At 68.2% G+C, this 18,593-nt stretch carries 20 protein-coding genes; 17 read left to right on the top strand and 3 right to left on the bottom strand.

Annotation, left to right across the window (positions count from 1 at the left end):
* Positions 1 to 423, top strand: a 423-nt coding sequence (locus tag ACRYA2_RS18755; protein ID WP_433631614.1) for a transcription initiation factor IIB, incomplete at its 5' end; no start/stop codon positions are given.
* A 74-nt stretch (positions 424 to 497) separates the two neighbouring features.
* Here ACRYA2_RS18755 and ACRYA2_RS18750 read toward each other — a convergent pair.
* A complete protein-coding gene (locus tag ACRYA2_RS18750) occupies positions 498 to 1,556 on the bottom strand; it encodes a DUF7350 domain-containing protein (protein WP_433631612.1) in 1,059 nt (352 codons plus the stop codon).
* A gap of 239 nt (positions 1,557 to 1,795) precedes the next feature.
* Between ACRYA2_RS18750 and ACRYA2_RS18745 the strand changes: the two genes are divergently transcribed.
* From ACRYA2_RS18745 to ACRYA2_RS18710, 8 genes are all read left to right on the top strand, one after another.
* Entirely contained in the window at positions 1,796 to 3,205 is a 1,410-nt protein-coding gene (locus ACRYA2_RS18745) for an ABC transporter substrate-binding protein (RefSeq protein WP_433631609.1), read from the top strand.
* A gap of 1 nt (position 3,206) precedes the next feature.
* On the top strand, positions 3,207 to 3,971 hold the full coding sequence (locus ACRYA2_RS18740; RefSeq protein WP_433631606.1) for an ABC transporter ATP-binding protein: 765 nt from the start codon (positions 3,207 to 3,209) through the stop codon (positions 3,969 to 3,971).
* Positions 3,968 to 4,666, top strand: coding sequence for an ABC transporter ATP-binding protein (locus ACRYA2_RS18735; RefSeq protein WP_433631603.1), 699 nt, complete (start codon positions 3,968 to 3,970; stop codon positions 4,664 to 4,666). The genes ACRYA2_RS18740 and ACRYA2_RS18735 overlap by 4 nt, the downstream gene beginning before the upstream one ends.
* Positions 4,663 to 5,691 carry a branched-chain amino acid ABC transporter permease gene (locus tag ACRYA2_RS18730; RefSeq protein WP_433631600.1) on the top strand — a complete coding sequence of 343 codons (1,029 nt, stop codon included), beginning with the start codon at positions 4,663 to 4,665 and terminating at the stop codon, positions 5,689 to 5,691. Before ACRYA2_RS18735 ends, ACRYA2_RS18730 begins: the two co-directional genes overlap by 4 nt.
* Positions 5,692 to 5,851: 160 nt before the next feature.
* Positions 5,852 to 7,006, top strand: a complete 1,155-nt coding sequence (locus ACRYA2_RS18725; RefSeq protein WP_433631629.1) for a branched-chain amino acid ABC transporter permease — start codon at positions 5,852 to 5,854, stop codon at positions 7,004 to 7,006.
* Positions 7,003 to 8,007 (top strand): 3-oxoacyl-ACP synthase, encoded by a 1,005-nt coding sequence (locus ACRYA2_RS18720; RefSeq protein ID WP_433631597.1) that lies wholly within the window; start codon positions 7,003 to 7,005, stop codon positions 8,005 to 8,007. The genes ACRYA2_RS18725 and ACRYA2_RS18720 overlap by 4 nt, the downstream gene beginning before the upstream one ends.
* 32 nt (positions 8,008 to 8,039) lie before the next feature.
* A complete protein-coding gene (locus ACRYA2_RS18715) occupies positions 8,040 to 8,417 on the top strand; it encodes a hypothetical protein (protein WP_433631594.1) in 378 nt (125 codons plus the stop codon).
* Positions 8,418 to 8,498: 81 nt separating this feature from the next.
* Entirely contained in the window at positions 8,499 to 8,960 is a 462-nt protein-coding gene (locus ACRYA2_RS18710; RefSeq protein WP_433631591.1) for a histidine kinase, read from the top strand.
* Between the two features lie 16 nt (positions 8,961 to 8,976).
* Here ACRYA2_RS18710 and ACRYA2_RS18705 read toward each other — a convergent pair whose 3' ends face one another.
* Entirely contained in the window at positions 8,977 to 9,150 is a 174-nt protein-coding gene (locus ACRYA2_RS18705) for a hypothetical protein (protein ID WP_433631588.1), read from the bottom strand.
* Between the two features lie 125 nt (positions 9,151 to 9,275).
* Positions 9,276 to 9,710 (bottom strand): universal stress protein, encoded by a 435-nt coding sequence (locus ACRYA2_RS18700; RefSeq protein ID WP_433631585.1) that lies wholly within the window; start codon positions 9,708 to 9,710, stop codon positions 9,276 to 9,278.
* 122 nt (positions 9,711 to 9,832) lie between these two features.
* Here ACRYA2_RS18700 and ACRYA2_RS18695 point away from each other — a divergent pair, with 122 nt between their 5' ends.
* The 8 genes from ACRYA2_RS18695 (at position 9,833) to ACRYA2_RS18660 (ending at position 18,547) form a co-directional block, all read left to right on the top strand.
* Positions 9,833 to 11,260 carry a cytochrome ubiquinol oxidase subunit I gene (locus ACRYA2_RS18695; RefSeq protein WP_433631582.1) on the top strand — a complete coding sequence of 476 codons (1,428 nt, stop codon included), beginning with the start codon at positions 9,833 to 9,835 and terminating at the stop codon, positions 11,258 to 11,260.
* On the top strand, positions 11,253 to 12,215 hold the full coding sequence (cydB, locus tag ACRYA2_RS18690; RefSeq protein WP_433631579.1) for a cytochrome d ubiquinol oxidase subunit II: 963 nt from the start codon (positions 11,253 to 11,255) through the stop codon (positions 12,213 to 12,215). Before ACRYA2_RS18695 ends, cydB begins: the two co-directional genes overlap by 8 nt.
* Positions 12,216 to 12,274: 59 nt before the next feature.
* Positions 12,275 to 12,940 (top strand): helix-turn-helix domain-containing protein, encoded by a 666-nt coding sequence (locus tag ACRYA2_RS18685; protein ID WP_433631576.1) that lies wholly within the window; start codon positions 12,275 to 12,277, stop codon positions 12,938 to 12,940.
* A gap of 49 nt (positions 12,941 to 12,989) precedes the next feature.
* Positions 12,990 to 13,148, top strand: a complete 159-nt coding sequence (locus ACRYA2_RS18680) for a hypothetical protein (RefSeq protein ID WP_433631573.1) — start codon at positions 12,990 to 12,992, stop codon at positions 13,146 to 13,148.
* A 359-nt stretch (positions 13,149 to 13,507) separates the two neighbouring features.
* Positions 13,508 to 14,557, top strand: a complete 1,050-nt coding sequence (locus ACRYA2_RS18675) for a Gfo/Idh/MocA family protein (RefSeq protein ID WP_433631570.1) — start codon at positions 13,508 to 13,510, stop codon at positions 14,555 to 14,557.
* A 196-nt stretch (positions 14,558 to 14,753) separates the two neighbouring features.
* A complete protein-coding gene (locus ACRYA2_RS18670; RefSeq protein WP_433631567.1) occupies positions 14,754 to 15,350 on the top strand; it encodes an AsnC family transcriptional regulator in 597 nt (198 codons plus the stop codon).
* Between the two features lie 63 nt (positions 15,351 to 15,413).
* The gene (locus ACRYA2_RS18665) at positions 15,414 to 17,210 is read left to right on the top strand and encodes a Rieske 2Fe-2S domain-containing protein (protein ID WP_433631565.1); all 1,797 of its coding nucleotides are present in this window, start codon (positions 15,414 to 15,416) and stop codon (positions 17,208 to 17,210) included.
* A 68-nt stretch (positions 17,211 to 17,278) separates the two neighbouring features.
* The gene (locus ACRYA2_RS18660; protein WP_433631562.1) at positions 17,279 to 18,547 is read left to right on the top strand and encodes a DUF7405 family protein; all 1,269 of its coding nucleotides are present in this window, start codon (positions 17,279 to 17,281) and stop codon (positions 18,545 to 18,547) included.
* The last annotated feature ends 46 nt before the right edge of the window (positions 18,548 to 18,593 follow it).

Genomic DNA, 18,593 nt, shown 5'->3' with positions numbered 1-18,593 from the left:
CTGTACGCCGCCGCACGCCAGGTCGGCGTCCCGCGCAGCCTCGACGAGGTGGCGACGGTGAGCCGCATCGACGCGATGGAGTTCAAGCGCACCTACCGCTACATCGTCCGCGAACTCAGCCTCGAAATCCAGCCCGCCGACCCCCAGAGCTACGTGACGCGGTTCGCCTCCGACCTCGACGTCAGCGACGAGGCCGAACGCCGCGCACACGACCTGCTGAAGACGGCCAAGAGAACGGGCGTCCACAGCGGGAAGTCGCCCGTCGGACTGGCGGCCGCCGCCGTCTACGCCGGGTCGCTGCTGTCCAACGAGAAGGTGACCCAGAGCGAAGTCAGCGACGTCGCCAGCGTGAGCGAGGTCACCATCCGCAACCGCTACCAGGAACTGCTGGAGGCCGCACAGGACGACGAAGTGCTGGCCTGACGATGGGACCTGGCGGGTTTTTTCTGACTCGATTCGTCGACGACGTTCGTTTTGGCGGAACTCGATACCGATAGCTACAGCGCGAGCGTCTTCGTCTCCATCCCGACGAACGCCGTCTCGTACCCCTCGTGGCGCGACACCTGCGGCGGCGACTCGACGCGAATCGCCAGTTCGTCGCCAGACGCGACGCCGTCGACACTCGTGCCGTAGTGATACCCCGCGTCCGGGTCGAGCGTCGGTGTCAACGCACCCTCGAACGACGTCTCGCCGCCCCGGGTCAGCGTCGCCGACAGCGACATCATCGGCAACGGATAGCGGTTGTACGGCGTCCGGGGCGAGACGAGGAGGTAGGTACCGTCGTTCGCCAGTGGTCCGTCCACGACGGTGCTCACCAGGAACGGTGCGTCGCCCGTCGTCACTTCGCCGCGGAACCGCCCCGGGAGATTCGCCCGCTTCGGGACGTGACTGACCGGCATCTTCATGTCCATCCGGTCGACGGCGTCGCGCTCGCCTTTCCGGTCGTCGAGTCGCCTGTACGCGATGTCCTCCTTCGTGGATTGGCTGTAGTCGAACGTCGTCGTCAGCGTCTCCGTCCCGTCGAACTGTCCGGCCAGCGCGCCGGTCTTGCGGAAGTCGAGTCCGCCGACCTTCACTTCGGCCTCGTACGTGCCGTCGCCGTCGAGGCTCAGATTGTCGCCGAAGTGAAATCCCATGTTCTGTGAGAGCATCGGCCACATCGTCCGCGTGGCGCTCCAGTCGCCTTTCGAGAGAGCGATTCGGACGTTGCCCGCCGGCAGCACCCGTTTCGTCTTCGCGTCCCACGCCGACGCCATCAGATGCACGTCGTCCTCGGACTGTATCTCGACCTTCTTCTGCCGTTTCGCCGTCCCGCCACCCATCAGCCAGAAGCGGTGGGGGAAGCTGTAGAACAGCGCCAGCCGGAGCCGTCCCCGCTTCGCCATCCCGGCCATCTCCATCCCCTCGACGTGCGAGGGGACGTAGACGGCGTCGGGACGGTTCTGCACCATCGGCGGCGAACGACCGACCGTGCGCGTCTGGAAGAGGTTCGCACAGCCGGCCATCGACCCGGCCACACCGACCCCCGCGGTCCGCAACAGCGTACGCCGGTTCATCGTCGGTCCCTAGTCGTGGCGTGCGAAAAGGGGTTCTGGTACGCCCGTCGAAAACGGACCGACGCGGTCGTCTCCCCCTCTCGAAGCCGAACGGTGGACACCCGCCACAGCGTTCATTACCCGGGACGGTGCACTGGGAACGGGAGCGGGTGAGGCTCCGGGGCGACTTTTCCCGTCTCGCGACCGTTAACATGTTAACCCAGCAGTATTTGCCGTTTCTTGTTCCCGATACACACGTCATGGTAAACCACGGCGTGAACCGACGCGACCTGCTCACCTCCATGGGAGCCGTGGGGGCGGCGGGACTCGCGGGTTGCACCGGCAATAATGAAGACGGAGGGACGACGAGCGACAAGGGAGACGGCGGCATGACGGGAACGCAGCAAACGACGGCGACGGACGTATCGGGGACGGTCAAGGTCGGCGTACTCCAGCCAGTCTCGGGCGACCTGAAGTACTACGGACAGCAGAGCCTCTGGGGCTTCCTCTCGGGACTGGCGTACAAGGCCGACGCCACGCCGAAGACGGGCGTGAAGACCGGGACGACGACCGTCTCGGTCGGCGACGTGGACTTCGAGCTTCACGTCCAGGACACAAAGTTCAGCGCGAAGAAGGCCCAGCAGCTGGCGACGAACCTCGTGAAAAACGACGTCGACGTGCTCTTCGGCTGTGCCTCCTCGGGAGCCGCCACCCGTGTCATCGAGACGGTCGCCAAGCAAACGAACGTCCCGTACATCGCGGGGCCGGCGGCGTCCGCGGGCGTCACGTCCAACGCGGACATCTGCGCACCGAACGTGTTCCGCGCGAGCGAGACAACCGCGATGGACGCCCGTAGCGGCGGGAAGTACGTCGCCCAGGAGACGGACGTGAGCAAGGTGTTCCTGTTCGGCGCGAAGTACAGCTTCGGGAAGGCCGTCGTGAACAACTACGAGGAGGTCCTCGAGCAGGAGGGCGTCGAGATCGTCGGCAAGAAGTTCGTGCCGAAGGGCCACTCCGAGTGGAAAGGCCTGCTCGACCGCGCCGAGGACGCCGGCGCAGAGGGCATCGTCGGCGGGTTCACCGTCGCCACGCTGCCCGCGCTGTTCACCTCGTTCCTCTCCGGCGATTACAGCTATCGCGTGTTCGGCGGGTTCGCGACGCGCATCACGAACGCCGTCGTCGGCCAGACGATGCAGAAGGTGCTCGGCAAGCCGCTGACGAAGGAGAAGATTCGAAACGCGAAGCTCGGTCCGTTCACCACGCGTTACCACTGGAACCAGTACGACAACGAGATTAACTCGAAGTTCGTGAACACGTACACGAAGGCGTACGGAACGGTGCCGGACCTGTTCACCTCGGGCACGTTCACCGCCGCCTCGGCCCTGGTCCAGGGCGTCCGCGAGAGCGGGTCGACGAAGGGCGCGGACATCGTCGAGGCGATGCGCGGTATGACAGTCAGGGACACGCCGAAGGGCGAGGGCGGCTACGTCTTCCAGGGGTACAACAATCAGGCCCGGTCGTCGATGACCGTCGCCAACCCCGTCCCGACCACGGACGAGTGGTCGGACAGCTGGAAGGCGGCCGTCATGCCGGGCGACCCCGTCACCACCATCGACGGGGCGAAGGCGACGATTCCGAAGGACGCGAACGGGATGGGTTGCTCGCTGTAACATGCTCCGGACCGCGGGGCTGACGAAGCGCTTCGGCGGACTCGTCGCCGTCGACGGCGTCGACTTCGCGCTCGAAGAGGACCAGCTCTGCTCGCTCATCGGCCCGAACGGGGCCGGCAAGACGACGTTCTTCGACCTGTTGACCGGCGTCCTCGAACCGACGGCGGGCAGCATTGAGTTCCGCGCCGACGGCGAGTGGCGCGACGTGACGGACGCACCGCCACACCGCACCGCGAACCTCGGCGTCCACCGGTCCTACCAGATAACGAACGTCTTCCCGACGAGCACGGTGCTGGAGAACATCCGCGTAGCCGCGCAGGCGCAGGGCGACGACGCGGCGAACGCGTGGCGCAACGCCGGGGCGTTCGACGAGTACGTCGCGGAGGCGCGCGCCATCCTCGACCGCGTCGGACTCCTGGACGAGGCCGAGACGACCGCCGAGAGTCTGAGCCACGGGGCGACCCGCCAGCTGGAGGTCGGCATCGCACTGGCGGGCGACCCTGACGTGCTCCTGCTGGACGAACCGAACGCCGGCGTCTCCAGCGAGAGCGTCGGCGACATCATCGACCTCATCGAGGACGTGGCGACCGACCACGCCGTGCTGCTGGTCGAGCACAACATGGACATCGTGATGGAGGTCAGCGACCGCGTCGTCGTCCTGAACCAGGGACGGGTCATCGCGGACGGCCCGCCCGAGGACGTGCAGGGTGACCCGGCGGTACAGAGGGCGTATCTCGGCGGCTACGAACGGGAGGGAGCCGCGTGAGCCTGCTGACCGTGGAGGACGCCCACACGTACTACGGCGAGAGCCACGTGCTGGAGGGCGTCTCGTTCGATGTGGCGGCGGGCGAGGTCGTCGCGCTCGTCGGCCGCAACGGCGTCGGCAAGACGACGACGCTCCGGTCCGTGCTCCAGCTGACGCCGCCGCGCTCCGGTAGCGTCCGCCTCCGGGGCGAGGAACTCGTCGGCAGGGACACCCACGAGGTGGCCGACATGGGCGTCGGCTGGATTCCGGAGGACCGCCGCGTGTTCGCGCAGCTCTCCGTCGAGGAGAACGTCCGCGTGGCGGTGCCCGACGACGGCGACGCCGACGCGGCGCTCGCGGAGGCGTTCGAGACGTTCCCCGACCTCGAGGAGTTCCGCGATCGGGACGCCGGGTCGCTGTCGGGTGGCCAGCAGCAGATGCTCGCCATCGCGCGGAGCCTCGTCGGCGACAACGACATCCTGCTCGTCGACGAGCCGAGCGAGGGACTGGCGCCCCTCGTCGTCGAGTCGGTCGCGGAGGCGCTGTCCGACGCCGCCGAGGACACGACGCTGCTGCTCGTCGAACAGAACCTCCCCCTGGCGCTCGACCTCGCCGACCGGTTCTACGTGCTGGACAACGGTCGAGTGGTCGAAGAGGGCGACGCCGACGACGCGTCGGCCGACGACGAGCGACTCAGGAGGCATCTCAGCGCATGACCGACCCGATGCTCGTCGGAGACGTCGTCCTCGCCGGGTTCGTCGACGCGCTGGGACGGTTCGTCCGGCCGTCGAACCTCGCCTCGGTGCTCGTCGATGGCCTCTCGAAGGCGGCGCTGTACGTGATGATAGCCGGCGGACTGACGCTCATCTTCGGACTGATGGGCGTGCTGAACTTCGCGCACGGTTCGCTGACGATGATCGGCGCGTACCTCGGCGGCCTCGTGATGGTCAGCGCCGTCGCCTCGGGGACCGGGCAGTTCGCGCGCCTCGCGCTGTTCTTCATCGCGGCCGCGGCCGTGTTCGCCGCGCTCGCGGCGCTCGGGGCCGGCATCGAGGTGGGGCTCGTCCGACGGCTGTACGACCGCCCGCCGATCTACCAGATACTGCTCACCTTCGGACTGACGCTCGTGCTGGACGAACTCGTCCGCATCGTCGTCCAGTTCTACGGGATGCAGCCCATGGCGGAGTGGCAGGCGGCGTTCGGTACGAAGCCCGCCGTCCTGACAGAGTCTGTGGGACTCGGTCCGGTCTCGGTGCGCGGCCTCGCGCTGTTCGAGATCGGCGTCGGCGTCCTGGCCGTCGCCGGCATCTGGGCCTTCCTCACCCGGACGCGGTACGGCCTGGTCATCCGGGCCGGGAGCGAGGACGCCGAGATGACGGAGGCGCTCGGCATCGACGTGCGCCGGGTGTTCACCGTCGTGTTCGCGCTCGGGACCGGCCTCGCCGGACTGGCCGGCGTCCTGCTGATGTGGGACCCCCACTGGGGCGCGAGCGTCCCCCTCGCGTCGCACACGCTGTTGCCGGCGTTCGTCGTCGTCATCGTCGGCGGCCTGGGAACCTTCCGCGGCACCGTGGTCGCCGCCCTCGTCGTCGGCCTCGCGGACGCCGTCACGACCTGGTGGTTCAACAACGCCATCGGCTTCGCCGGCCTGCCGGAGATGACCGTCTTCCTCATCCTGGTGGTCGTGCTCGTCGTGCGTCCACAGGGCCTGTTCGGCGTCGAGGAGGTGGGCGGCCATTAGCACCGAGACCGACGCGGAGACGGCCGCCGACGGCGAGTCGGAGGTATCCGGGAGGGCCGCGCTGGACGGCACCGACACCGCCGACTCGTGGGCGGTCGAGTACGCCCGCGACCACGTCGCCCACCTGGCGGTCATCGCCGTTCTCGCGGTCTATCCCGGAATCCACCACGTGCTGGTGAACTCGCCGGTCGGCGCGGAGGCGACGATGCTGCTGCCGCGGGTCGAGACGATGGTGCCGGTGCTGTACTTCGCGCTGTTCGCGATGAGCTTCGATTTCATCTCGGGGTACACCGGCTACCTGTCGTTCGGCCACGCCGCCTTTTACGGCACCGGCGCGTACTTCGTCGCCCTCGTGACCAACGGCAAGGTGCCGTTCGTGCCCTCGGGGACGCCGTACGTGGTACTGCTCCTGCTGGCCGGCGTTGTCGCCGCGGTGTTGGCGCTCGCCATCGGCGCGGTGTCGTTCCGGCTGACCGGCGTCTACTTCGCCATGATAACGCTCGGGTTCGCCCAGGTGCTGTACGTGCTGGTTCGCAACTGGAGCTACGTCGGCTCGAACCCACGGGACGGCGTGTTCGTCGATACGATGGACGGACTGAACGTCGGCGTTCCCGGGGTCGACGCGCTCAACCTCGCCATCGGGCAGTTGACGGGCGACGAGGTGTCGCTCGCGTTCGTCCAGTTGAGCGCGACGGAGGTCTCCTACTACGTGGTCGGGCTCGTCGTGCTCGGCTGCTACTTCGCGATGCAGCGCATCCTCCACTCGCCGTTCGGGCGCGTGATGGTCGCCATCAGGGAGAACGAGGAGCGCGCCGTCGCCGTGGGGTACGACACCTTCCGGTACAAGCTCGGCGCGTTCGCCATCAGCGCGTTCTTCGCCGCCGTCGCGGGCGGCCTGCTGGCGGGCTACCAGCGCAGCGTCTCGCCCGAGGAGTCCTTCTACTTCCTTGTGGCCGGCGACGCGCTGCTCGCTGCCATCATCGGCGGGTTCGGCACGCTGGCCGGGCCCCTGTACGGTCACCTGTTCAGCGAGACGATCAAGGAGTTCCTCTCGAAGGCCGCCAGCGGCGGCGGCCTGCTGCCGTACCTCCGCGAGCACCTCGGCGAGGGCCTGATGACGACCGAGCTCTACGGCGGAATGACGGTCGGCACGAGCATCGAGACGTTCCTGAACGGCCACGCCAGCCTCTACGTCGGCGCGCTGTTCGTCCTGTTCGTCCTGTTCGTGCCGAACGGACTGCTCGGCACAGTGCGGGACAGGCTTGGCGGCCCGGTCGCGAAACGCCTCCCCGCGCACGTCCGGAGGTACCTGTGACGGTCGGGCTCACCGGCTACGGCGTCTACGTCCCGGGCGAGACGATCTCCGGGACCGAAATCGCCGACCGGAGCGGGATTCCCGAAGAAGTCGTCGTCAAGAAGATGGGCGTCCGCGAGAAGCGCGTCTGTCCCCCCGATTCGGACCACGTCACGGACATGTGCGTGGTGGCCGGGGAACGGGCGCTCGACGACGCCGGCGTCGCGGCCGCGGACGTGGACGCCGTGCTCTACCACGGCAGCGAGTACAAGGACTTCGTCGTCTGGAGCGTCGCCGCGAACGTCGCCGAACGCCTGGGTGCCGAGGATGCGTTCGCCAGCGAGAGCTACGCGCTCTGTGCCGGCGCGCCCGTCGCGCTGCGGGCGGCGAGAGCGCAACTGCTCGTGGACGCCCCGGAGACGATGCTGCTCGTCGCCGGGAGCCGCGAGGAGGACCTCGTCGACTACGGTAACGAGGACGCCTCGTTCATGTTCAACTTCGGCAGCGGGGCGAGCGCGGCGGTCCTGGAGGCCGACCCCAACGACCCGCGAGCCACGGTCCACGAGAGCGCCGCCGTCACGGACGGCAGTTTCTCGGAGGACGTGGTGATGCCCGCAGGCGGGTCGCGGAACCCGCCGAGTCGGGAGACGCTGGCCGCCGGGCTACACGCGCTCGACGTGGCGGACCCCGAGGGGATGAAGGAGCGTCTCGCGGACGCCAGCCTGCCGAACTTCCTCGACGTGGCCGACGACGCCCTCGAACGGTCGGGCTACGACCGCGACGACCTCGGCTTCGTCGCGCTCACCCACATGAAGCGGTCGTTCCACGACCTGCTGCTCGACGAACTGGGCGCACCCGGCTACTACCTGGACGAGTTCGGCCACGTCCAGAGCGTCGACCAGTTGCTCGCGCTGGACCGCGGCCGCGAGGAGGGGCTCGTCGAACCCGGCGACGTCGTGCTCTTTCTCGCCGCGGGAACAGGGTACACCTGGGCTGCGACCGTGCTGGAGTGGCACGGGTAACGCTTTTCTCCCTGCCGTCGGCAGTCGCTGCCATGTTGAACCGCATCGTCGCCACGTTCGTCGGCGCGCTGCTGGCCGGGATGGTCGCCGCTGCCGCCGAGACCGCCGGGGCTCCCGGCGGCTACGCGGTCGTGGTCGGCCTCGGGGTCGCCATGCCGCTGCTCGTGTTCGCCGGATGGAAGCCGCAGTTCGACGTCGACGCCTACCGCGAAGCGCGCTGGCCCGAAGGGGCCGTGCGGGACGCCGCCGTCGTCGCCGTCGCGAGCGCGGCCTTCGGCGCCGTGGTCGTCGCCGTCGCGGAACGGGCGCTGGGCGCGTCGGCGGCCGTCGGCGTCGGCGCCGGCGGCGTGTTCGCGGGCGGCTACGCGGTGGCGTACTTCCTCGCCCGCCGGTTCCGGGCCGGGGAGTAGCGTCGCGAGACCGCGGGCGGTCGTGAACGCCAGACGCACGACCGCGCCGTCGCTTTTTCACGGCCCGTCGTCGGTACGGACATGGCATCAGAAACGGAGACCGCCGTTCGAAGGGAGACGGGAACCGTCGACTGGACCAGCGCCGTCCTGGCCGGCGTCGGCGCGGGAATCGCGATGGGGCTGCTGATACAGTTCGTGATGGGTATCATGCCCGTCATCGGGGCGCTCTACGGCGTCGAGAGCCTCGCCGCGGGGTGGATAGCGCATCTCCTCCACAGCGTGGCGTTCGCGCTGGTGTTCGCCGCTGTCGTCTCGCGGCCGCCGCTGTCGAAGTACGCCGAATCGACCGCGTCGGTCACCGGCCTCGGACTGTCGTACGGCGTCGTCCTCTGGCTCGTCGCCGCCGCCATCGTCATGCCGATATGGATGGGCCTGGTCGGCCTGCCGAGTCCTGGCGTCCCGAACGTCAATCCGCAGAGTCTCGTGGGACATCTCGTCTACGGCGTCTTGCTCGGCGGTCTCTACGCCGCTCTGTCGCGCTGACCGACGTCGCTCCGCGCTATCCGTCGCGACGACGGTCCCGTTCCGGGTAGTTCACGTACGGCCCCGGGAGCAGCGCGCGCAACGAGAGCGTCCGCCCCGTGCCGTCCGTCTCCTGCTCGTTCGCCCGCGTCTCCGCGGTGCGGTCCGCCCGGCGTCCGGTCGAGGGGAGCGCGTTCGTTTCGGGAGTCATCGTACACTTACGAAAGAACGTCCACGACCTTCATTATAAACTCGTTAATCGGTTACGGAGCGTCTTCGCGACGCGAGCGAGCCGACGACCGCCACCGCAGTCGACGGCAGCCACCGGCGGCCCGCTCACTCGCCGGAGTCGGTCATCCGGACCGTGAGCACGGGCACGTCGGAGAGACGGACGACCTTCTCGGTGACGCTGCCGACGAGGTACCGGTTCAGCCCCCGGCGGCCGTGGGTCCCCATCACGATGACGTCGACGTCCTCGTCCTCGGCGTAGTCAAGGATGGCGCGGTGCGGCACGCCCCGAATCACCGTCGTCGTCACGGCGACGCCCTCGTTCTCGGCTCGCTCCCGGACCTCGGTGACGGCGTCCTCCGCGTTCGCCTCGAGTTCGTCGAGCACCATACCGACGCGCACGTCCGGCGGGACGGCGGACCGGTCTGCGACCGAGACGACGTGCAGGGTCGCGTCGGATATCTCGGCGAGGTCGAGGGCTTGCTGGATCGCTTTCTCGGTGGCGGGACTGCCGTCCGTCGGAAGTAGGATTCGGTCGTACATGAGTTACCCCTTTCATGTGAAATACAGCTTCGATACGAGTGTCTTTTGCGGCGATTACCATCCCCCGGGAATCGGGCGGCCGCTAAATTCGGTTCCGTTCCAAGTAACGGAGCGGTGAGACCGTGCTCGACCCAGCCATCGCCAGTCGTCTCCAGTTCGCCCTGACGACCATCGTCCACATCGTCTTCCCCGTGATGAGCATGGGGCTTGCGCCGTTTCTCGTCTACTTCACGTGGAAAGAGATACGGACCGACGAGCCCGTCTACGAGCAACTGCGACGGTTCTGGGTCCGCATCTTCGCGCTGAGCTTCGTCGTCGGAACGGTAACCGGACTCGTCCTAGAGTTCGAGTTCGGGACGAACTTCGCCGCGTTCTCGACGACCGCCGGCGAACTGTTCGGCGGGCCGCTCGCGGTCGAGGGGATGATGGCGTTCTTCCTCGAAGCCACCTTCCTCGGCATCTTCGTGTTCGGCCGCGAGCGCGTGAGCGACCGCCTCTACTTCGTTTCCGCGGTGTTCGTCGCCCTCGGAACGTGGCTCTCGGCCGTGTGGATTCTCGTCGCGAACTCCTGGATGCAGACTCCGCAGGGGTTCGAGATGGCGATGCAGGCAGGCCGGCCGGTCGTTACGCTCGTCGACCCCGTCGCGGCGTACGCGAACCCGCGGTTCCCGTGGATGTACGTCCACATGCAGAACGCGGCCGTTCTCTCGGTCGCGCTGTTCATGCTGGGCGTTGCAGCCTACAAGCTCCGGAGCCTCGGCGTCGCGGACCCCGAGAGCGACGGCGGTGCGGACACCGACCGGCGGTTCTGGCGGAAGACGCTGAAAATCGCGCTCGTCGTCCTGCTCGTGACCGCGCCTCTGCAGGTCGTCCACGGCGACGCCTACGGTCGCCACGTCGCCGAAACGCAGCCACAGAAGTTCGCCGCGATGGAGGCAGTCTGGGAGACCGACTCCTACGTCCCCGAGTACATCGTCGCGTTCCCGACCAGCGCCGACGACCTGATGAACCCGCGCGCGAAGGACATCTTCGGCATCGGGATTCCCGGCGGTGCGTCGTGGCTCGCCAGTGGCGGCGACGCGCAGGCCGAAATCCAGGGGCTGAACGAGTTCGAGGGGTCACCGCCCGTCGCGGTCGTCTTCTGGTCGTTCCGCGCGATGGTCGCGCTGGGATTCTGGTTCGTCCTCCTCGCGTTCTGGGCCGGCTACCGCTGGCGAGCCGGCGAACTGTTTGAGGACCGCCTACTCCACGACGCGTTCGTCTGGTCGTCGCTGCTCGGCTTCCTCGCTGTCGAGGTCGGATGGATCGTCACCGAGGTCGGCCGCCAGCCCTGGGTCATCCAGGGGGTGATGAAGACGACGGACGGCGTCTCCCCCGGCCTGACGGGGACCGAGGCGACGGCCACGCTGCTCGGCTTCGTCGCGGTGTACTCCGCGCTCCTCGCGACCTACACCTACGTCGTCTGGCGGGTCGTCCGTGACGGCGCGCCCGAGGTGACGGTCCGGCGCGAGGGCCCCGACGCGTCCGCGGAGGTGGCGGTCGATGATTGACCTCCCGGACCTCTGGTTCGCGCTGGTGTTCGCGCTGCTCGGGACCTTCCTCTTCCTCGACGGATTCGACTTCGGCGTCGGCGCGCTGTTCGCGACCCGGGACGACGAGGAGGAGCGGGAGACGCTGCTCGCCGCCATCGGTCCCGTCTGGGACGGCAACGAGGTGTGGCTGGTCGTCTTCGGGGGAGCCCTGTTCGCCGTCTTCCCGGCGGCGTACGCGGGACTGTTCAGCCGCCACTACCCGCTGATGTTCGCCATCCTCGCCACCCTCATTCTCCGAGGCGTCGCCCCGGAGTTCTACGAGCAGCGCGAGGACGACGGCTGGCGGCGGGCGTGGAGCGCGTCCTTCGTCGTCGGCAGCGTCGCCGCGCCGTTCCTCCTCGGGATGTTCGCCGCGAACTGGGTGCTCGGCGCGACGAGTGTCGTGAACGTTCCCGCGGTGGCGCTCGGACTGGCAGTCGTCGCGCTCACCGTCGTCGAGGGGGCGGCGTTCCTCGGTCTGAAGACCCGCGGCGCGCTACGGGAGGAGATGGCGACTGTCGCGGTGCGGGCCGCGCCCGCGTACCTCGTCCTCGTCGTCGCGGTCGTCGGCTACCTCGCGTTCGCGCGACCGGACCTGCGCGGCGCGCTGGCGTCGCCGCTGTCGCTGACGGCGGTCGTCCTCACCGTCGCGCTCGTCGCCGGCGTCGTCGTCGCGGCACGCGGTCGGCGGTACCTCGCGGCGTTCGTCGCGGCGGGCGGACTCCCGTACGCCCTGGTCGCGTTCGCGGCGAACCTGCTGTATCCGTCCGTCGACCCCGCGGCGGGGTTGTCGGTCAGCGAGGGCGTCGTCTCCGAACTGCCGCTGACGCTGATGACCGGTGCGACCGCGCTGTTGCTGCCCGTCGTTCTGGTGTACTTCGCCGTCCTCTACTCGGTGTTCAGCGGCCCCGCAGAGCCGGACGAGGCGTACTGACGGCCGAAGCGGCGACCGGTGCCAGCAACGGTTTCCCGTCCGGTAACGTACGTCGGTCCATGGGGACCATCGTTGTCGGGCGGACTCCGGCGTCCGACTTCGCGCTGGAAAGGACGCTGGACCGGGTCGAGGGGGTCGAGTTCGAAATCGAGCGCGTCGTCGCCCCGGAGGCCGGTCAGGTGATGCCGTACGTCTGGGCGGCCGCCGACTCGGACCAGGCCGACGAGCTAGAGCGGGCGCTGTCCGACGACCCGACGACCGACGACGTGGAACGGCTCGCGGACCTCGGCGACGAGTGGCTCTACCGGATGGAGTGGGTCGAACGCACCCGGTTCGTCGTCCACGTCCTCGTGGACGCCCAGGGGACCATCATGGACGCCGTCGGGAAAGACGACGAGTGGTGGCTTCGCGTGCTCTTTCCCGACCGGGACTCGCTGTCGGCGACCTACGACTTCTGCGAGACGAACGACGTTCCGTTCGACGTCGACCAGATTTACCAGCTCGAAGCGGCACCTCGACGCAGCCAGTACGGTCTGACCGAAGAGCAGTACGAGGCGCTGGTGACGGCGTTCGAACACGGCTACTACGAGGTGCCACGCAGCGTCTCCGGCGAGGAACTGGCGACAGAACTCGACATCTCCCACCAGGCGCTCTCCGAGCGGTTGCGCCGCGCGTACCGCAATCTCGTCTCGCGGACGATAATCGTCGGCGAGGACATCCGGTAGGACGGGTCCGCCAGCAGTTTTATTCCGTCGTCCGTCGTCTCACGTCCGTATGTCCAGGGAAACTGCGAGGGCCGAAATCGGGCGAGCGGAGTCGACGAGAGACCCGATGGGGGGCGTCCGGACGGTCGGCATCTGGATACTGGGCACGATAGCGCTGGCGGTTCTCGTGCGATTGCTCCGTCGGACCAGGTCAGTGGTGGCTTCCTGAAACCGTCGGCGGGTGTCCGTGACGGTTCCGCCACTGGCGTGCTCTCCAGCGGGCGACGGTCCTTCCACGAAGTCGTTCCGCGACTACCTCGCGGACCCGACCGCCGGTCGAGGACGTCCGGTGCCGCACTCGCCCCATTCGTCGCGACGGCGTTCGGCACGGAGACGGTCGAAGCTAGCTTCCCGTAATCGGCCGGGAAAGCCCGCAGAATGGAGCGAAACTACGGAAACGGTGGGGGTGCGCCGCGTCGACGTGAGGCCGTCGAAGCAGAAGCGAGCTTCGACCGGGGTCGTCGGCGTTCGCTGCTCACCGCACCGACAGGCCGATGGTCTTATATACCATGAATCCTCGCTGGGGGTATGGACGTTCGAATCGGGGCCATCGGCCTCGGTGGACTCGGACGCATCGAACTCGGGATTCTCGACGACGTCGACGGCGTTCGCGTCGTCGCAGGCGCTGACGTCTCCCCGGAAGCCCGCGAGAGCTTCGAGTCGGAGTATGACGCACCGGCGTACGCCGACCACGAGGCGCTGCTGGCCGAGCAGGGGGACGAACTCGACGCAGTCACCATCGTCACGCCGCACACGCTTCACCACGAGCAGGCGACCACTTGTCTCGAGGCCGGAGTGGACGTGTTCGTGGAAAAGCCGATGGTGACGGACGTGAACGACGCGGTCGACCTCGTAGAGACCGCCGACGAGCACGGCCGGGTCCTCCAGGTCGGCTACCAGCGCCACTTCCATCCCCTGTTCGGGGAACTCCGGCGCGTCGTCGACGAGGGACGCATCGGCGACGTTCACATGGTGAACTGCTATCTCGGCCAGGACTGGATAGACGTCCAGCGCGGGACCTGGCGCACGAACCCCGACCTCTCCGGCGGCGGCCAGCTGTACGACTCCGGGTCGCACCTGCTCGACGCCGTGCTCTGGACGACCCGCACGGAGCCCGTCTCGGTCGCGGCAGTGACGGACGACCGCGGCGAGGACGTGGACGTGAACTCGGCGCTGGCCGCGACGCTCGACCGCGACGGCAGCCGGGTCACGGCGAGCGTCGGCGTCAGCGCGGACGGCGACACCGCCTCGCCCGAAGAGGGGATGGTCGTCTGGGGCACCGACGGTCACGTCGAGTACGACGGCGACCGGTTGCGCATCGTCGACGCCGACGGCGACGAATCGACGGTGCGCCCCGCAGAGGGGTCGACGGCGTTCGAACCCCTCACCCGAAAGAAGCTGACGAACTTCGTCCGCTCGGTCGCGGGCGAGGAGGAACCGGCCGTCCCCGGCGAAGCCGGAGTCCAGGTGACGGCGATGACCGAGGCCGCCTACGAGGCCGCCGAGACGGGCCGGACGGTCGACGTGCAGGCGCTCCTCGACGACGCGACGGAAGAGCAACTCGCGGCCAGCACCTGAGCAGTCGTCGGTCGGCAGCGGACCGGACGCGTCGTCGCTTCCGGAACGGTCACCGTCCTGTACTCACTGTCCTTCGGCCGCTAATTGAGTTAGGAAAATAACGGAATTTGAGTTTCGGTTCAGCAAATTCAGTCAAATATCGACGAGATGCCCAACATCGAAAGTTGTTTTGTGTCGGCCGGCGAACCGTCGACCGATGCGAAAGCTCGACGACACCGACAGGAAAATCATCAGGTTGCTCGTCGCAGACGCCCGGCGACCGTACAACGAGATAGCCGACCAGGTCGGTCTCTCGCCGCCGACGATCTCGGACCGCGTCGACCGTCTGGCGGAGATGGGGGTCATCCGCCGGTTCACCGCCGACCTGGACTACGCGATGCTGTCCGACGGTCTCTCGCTCCTGATCACCGTCCACGCGAGACCGGGGCACGTCGAGGAGGTCCGGACGGCGCTGGAGTCGTTCGACGGCGTCGAACACGTCTTCGTCACCGCGGACGCCCACGTCATCTGCAAGGCGAACCTGCGGGAACACGACGTGGAGACGCTGCTCGCCGACGCCATCGGCGAAGACGCGGTCGAGGAGTACGACGTCCAGTTGCTCGTCGACTCGACGTGGAACCCCCAGCCCGGCGACATCGACTTCTCGCCCGAGTGCGTCGAGTGCGGCAACACCGTCACGACCGAGGGGGAATCGACGCGAATCGACGGCGAACTGTACCACTTCTGCTGTTCGTCCTGCAAGTCCCAGTTCACCGAGCGGTACGAGCGCCTCCAGGAAGGTGCGACTGGCTGACAGAATTATTACAAAAATCCGGTTCAGCGAACTGTTTTGTGGTCCCGTGGCAATCGAACACACATGGCGACCGACAGCGAAACCTTCGTGAAAGCCGCCGACGCCGACGAACTGCGCGAGGAGGGACGACTGCTCGTGAGAGCCGACGGCCGGTCCATCGCACTCTTCCACCACGAGGGCGAGTACCGCGCCGTCGACAACCGCTGTCCGCACATGGGTTTTCCGCTCACGGATGGGACGGTGGAGGACGGCATCCTCACCTGCCACTGGCACCACGCCCGGTTCGAACTCTCCTGCGGCGACACGTTCGACCCCTGGGCCGACGACGTACAGTCGTTCCCGGTCGAGGAGCGCGACGGCGAAGTGTACGTGAACCCTCATCCGGAACCGGACGAACCGCCGGAAGAGCACTGGAGGAACCGCCTGGAGACGGGGCTGGAGGAGAACCTGCGACTCGTCGTCGCCAAGTCGGCCATCGGACTGGCGAACGAGGGGGTTCCCGCCGAGGAGCCGCTGCGCGTCGGCGCGCGATTCGGCGCGCGATACCGCCAGCAGGGGTGGAGTTCGGGGCTGACCATCCACTCGGCAATGGCGAACGTCCTCCCCGACCTGCGACCGGAGGACCGTACCCGGGCGCTGTACACCGGGTTACACCACGTCGCGGACGACTGCCAGGGCGAACCGCCGAAGTTCGACCAGCCCTCGTTCGACACCCGCGACGTGACCGAAGAGCGCCTGCGGAAGTGGTTCCGCGACTGCGTCGAGGTGCGTGACGACGACGGGGCCGAGCGCTGCCTGCAGACCGCCATCGCCACGCTCGAACCGGAGACGGTGGCGGACATCCTCTACACCGCCGCGACAGACCACCTCTATCTCGACGCGGGCCACAGCTTCGATTTCATCAACAAGGCGCTGGAGATGGTCGACCGCGTCGGCTGGGAGCACGCCCACGAGATACTGCCGAGCGTGATCCCCCGCCTCACGAACGCCCAGCGGAGCGAGGAGCTCTCCTCGTGGACCCAGCCGGCCGACCTCGGCGAGCTGTTGTTCGACGCCTTCGACGACCTGCCGGCGATGGTCGACGAGGGCCAGGCCGCCGCCGACGACGCCACCGACTGGACGGAACCGGACGACTTCGTCGACACCCTGCTGTCCGACGACCCGCACGCCGTCCTCGACGCCCTGACCGACGCCGTCCGGGCCGGCGCGAGCTGCGAGCAACTCGCTGACCGCGTCGCCTACGCGTCCGCCCTGCGGGTCGCGCAGTTCGGGACGAGCAACGAGTTCAACGACTGGAACACGGTCCATCACACGTACACGTACAACAACGCCGTCCAGCAGGCCGCCCGGCGAGCGAGTTCGACGGCGCTCTACCGTGGGGTCCTCGCGGGCGCGATGAGCGTCTACCTCGACCGCTTCCTCAACACGCCGCCCGCGCCGATTCCCGAGGTCGAGGAGAGCGACGCCGACTCTGCCGACCTGCGCGACCGACTGCTCGAGACGTTCGACGAGGAGGGTGGCGTCCGCGAGGCCGCGACCCTCGTCGCGGAGCACTTCGCGGCGGGCGGCGACCCCGCCGACCTCAAGGAGACGCTCGGCGAGGGACTGCTCCGCGAGGACGCCGGCTTCCACACGCTCCAGAACCTCGAAGCGTCGTTCGCGCAGTTCGACCTCCGGTCCGACGACGAAGCGAGCGACTTCGTTTCGACGGACCGCGAGCGTGAGCGACGGGTCGTCCTGATGGCGCTCGCCCGCTACATGGCCGCCCACTTCCCGACGCGGCGCGAGGCCGAACAGACCTACACCATCGCGGACCGGTTGCACCGCGGAGAGAAAATCCACGAGTCGGACGGCGTTTGAGGACGGTTCCGCGGGTTTCGACGCCCGTACCAGAACCCCTTTTCGCGCGTGGTAGCTAGAAGCGAGCGATGAGCGAGCGCGGAATCAAGCGACGCGAGTTCGTGAAGGCGGCCGTCGCCATCGGGGGGTCGGCGGCGCTGTCGGCCTGCCTCGACCGAAACGGCGCGCCGGACGTGCCGCAGGGGCCGGACGACCTCTCGACGCTGCCCGACCGCCAGCACGCGTGGAACGGCGCCCTCTCGACGGACGACCACGGAAACGTCCTGCCAGCACGCCACCAGGTGCTGCTCTACCTGAACTACGCTGGGAGCGGAACGCCGACCGCCGCCGAGCGCGAGACGGTCGAGACGGCCTTCCGGAGCCTCGAACGCGCCTACCGCCGGAGGAACGACGGCCTGCTGTTCTCGGTCGGCTACTCGCCGTCGTACTTCGACCGGTTCCCGGAGTCGCTGCCCGACTCGGTCGACCTGCCGTCGCCGTCGGCGCTCGCCCCGTTCGAGGACCCGACGTTCGACCGCCAGGACGCCGTCGTCCACCTCGCCAGCGACCACGCCGCTGTCGCGCTGGCGGCCGAGGAGGCCCTGCTCGGGGAGAAAACGGAGTTGAACGGCGTGGAGATGGCGGCGTCGCTGTCGGGGGTCCTGCAAAAGGCCGACCGCCGGACGGGGTTCGTCGGCGCGGGACTGCCCGCCGACAACCAGGACGTCCAGGGGATTCCGAACTCCGAACCCGTCCCCGAGGAGTCGCCGCTGTACATGGGGTTCAAGTCCGGGTTCGAGAAGAACCAGGCCAGCGAGGACCGCGTGACGATTCGAGAAGGGCCGTTCGCGGGCGGGGCCACCCAGCACGTCTCGAAGATTCGGCTCCACCTCGACCAGTGGTACGAGCAGGACAGTCGCGAACAGCGCGTCGCCAAGATGTTCTGCCCGGCTCACGCAGCCGAGGACCGCGTCGAGGGCGTCGGCGAGAATCTCGGTGACGACAGCGGAATGGACGAGAAGTGTACGGAGAACGTCGCCGACCGGGCCCGCGAGCGCGGGATGGTCGGCCACTCCCAGAAGTCCGCGACGGTCCGCGAGGACGACTCGCCGCTCATCCTCCGCCGCGACTTCGACTCGACGGACGGCGGCGAGGCCGGCCTCCACTTCGTGTCGCTCCAGCGCGCCATCGGCGACTTCGAGGACACCCGGACCGCGATGAACGGCACCGACGTCGCCGAGAAGTCGTCGGTCGGCCAGCGTCTCAACAACGGCATCCTCCAGTACATGACCGTCGAACGCCGCGGGAACTTCCTGCTGCCGCCCCGCTCGAAGCGGTCGCTACCGTCGCCGGCATAGCGTCGAACGACGGTCGGACTGCCGCCGCAGAATCTGCGTCGCTCCA

This window comes from Halomicrococcus pelagicus (assembly GCF_050954125.1).
Note: the sequence above shows the minus strand (reverse complement) of the source record. Positions and strands in the feature narration are given on the sequence as shown.

Bases quoted from the DNA above. Each gene is read 5' to 3' on its own strand.
- ACRYA2_RS18660 (WP_433631562.1), top strand. From the start codon at position 17,279: ATGAGCGAGCGCGGAATCAAGCGACGCGAGTTCGTGAAGGCGGCCGTC.
- ACRYA2_RS18700 (WP_433631585.1), bottom strand. From the start codon at position 9,710: ATGTACGACCGAATCCTACTTCCGACGGACGGCAGTCCCGCCACCGAG.
- ACRYA2_RS18665 (WP_433631565.1), top strand. From the start codon at position 15,414: ATGGCGACCGACAGCGAAACCTTCGTGAAAGCCGCCGACGCCGACGAA.
- ACRYA2_RS18680 (WP_433631573.1), top strand. From the start codon at position 12,990: ATGTCCAGGGAAACTGCGAGGGCCGAAATCGGGCGAGCGGAGTCGACG.
- ACRYA2_RS18670 (WP_433631567.1), top strand. From the start codon at position 14,754: ATGCGAAAGCTCGACGACACCGACAGGAAAATCATCAGGTTGCTCGTC.
- ACRYA2_RS18675 (WP_433631570.1), top strand. From the start codon at position 13,508: ATGGACGTTCGAATCGGGGCCATCGGCCTCGGTGGACTCGGACGCATC.
- ACRYA2_RS18715 (WP_433631594.1), top strand. From the start codon at position 8,040: ATGTTGAACCGCATCGTCGCCACGTTCGTCGGCGCGCTGCTGGCCGGG.
- ACRYA2_RS18685 (WP_433631576.1), top strand. From the start codon at position 12,275: ATGGGGACCATCGTTGTCGGGCGGACTCCGGCGTCCGACTTCGCGCTG.
- ACRYA2_RS18705 (WP_433631588.1), bottom strand. From the start codon at position 9,150: ATGACTCCCGAAACGAACGCGCTCCCCTCGACCGGACGCCGGGCGGAC.
- ACRYA2_RS18740 (WP_433631606.1), top strand. From the start codon at position 3,207: ATGCTCCGGACCGCGGGGCTGACGAAGCGCTTCGGCGGACTCGTCGCC.
- ACRYA2_RS18730 (WP_433631600.1), top strand. From the start codon at position 4,663: ATGACCGACCCGATGCTCGTCGGAGACGTCGTCCTCGCCGGGTTCGTC.
- cydB (WP_433631579.1), top strand. From the start codon at position 11,253: ATGATTGACCTCCCGGACCTCTGGTTCGCGCTGGTGTTCGCGCTGCTC.
- ACRYA2_RS18750 (WP_433631612.1), bottom strand. From the start codon at position 1,556: ATGAACCGGCGTACGCTGTTGCGGACCGCGGGGGTCGGTGTGGCCGGG.
- ACRYA2_RS18745 (WP_433631609.1), top strand. From the start codon at position 1,796: ATGGTAAACCACGGCGTGAACCGACGCGACCTGCTCACCTCCATGGGA.
- ACRYA2_RS18710 (WP_433631591.1), top strand. From the start codon at position 8,499: ATGGCATCAGAAACGGAGACCGCCGTTCGAAGGGAGACGGGAACCGTC.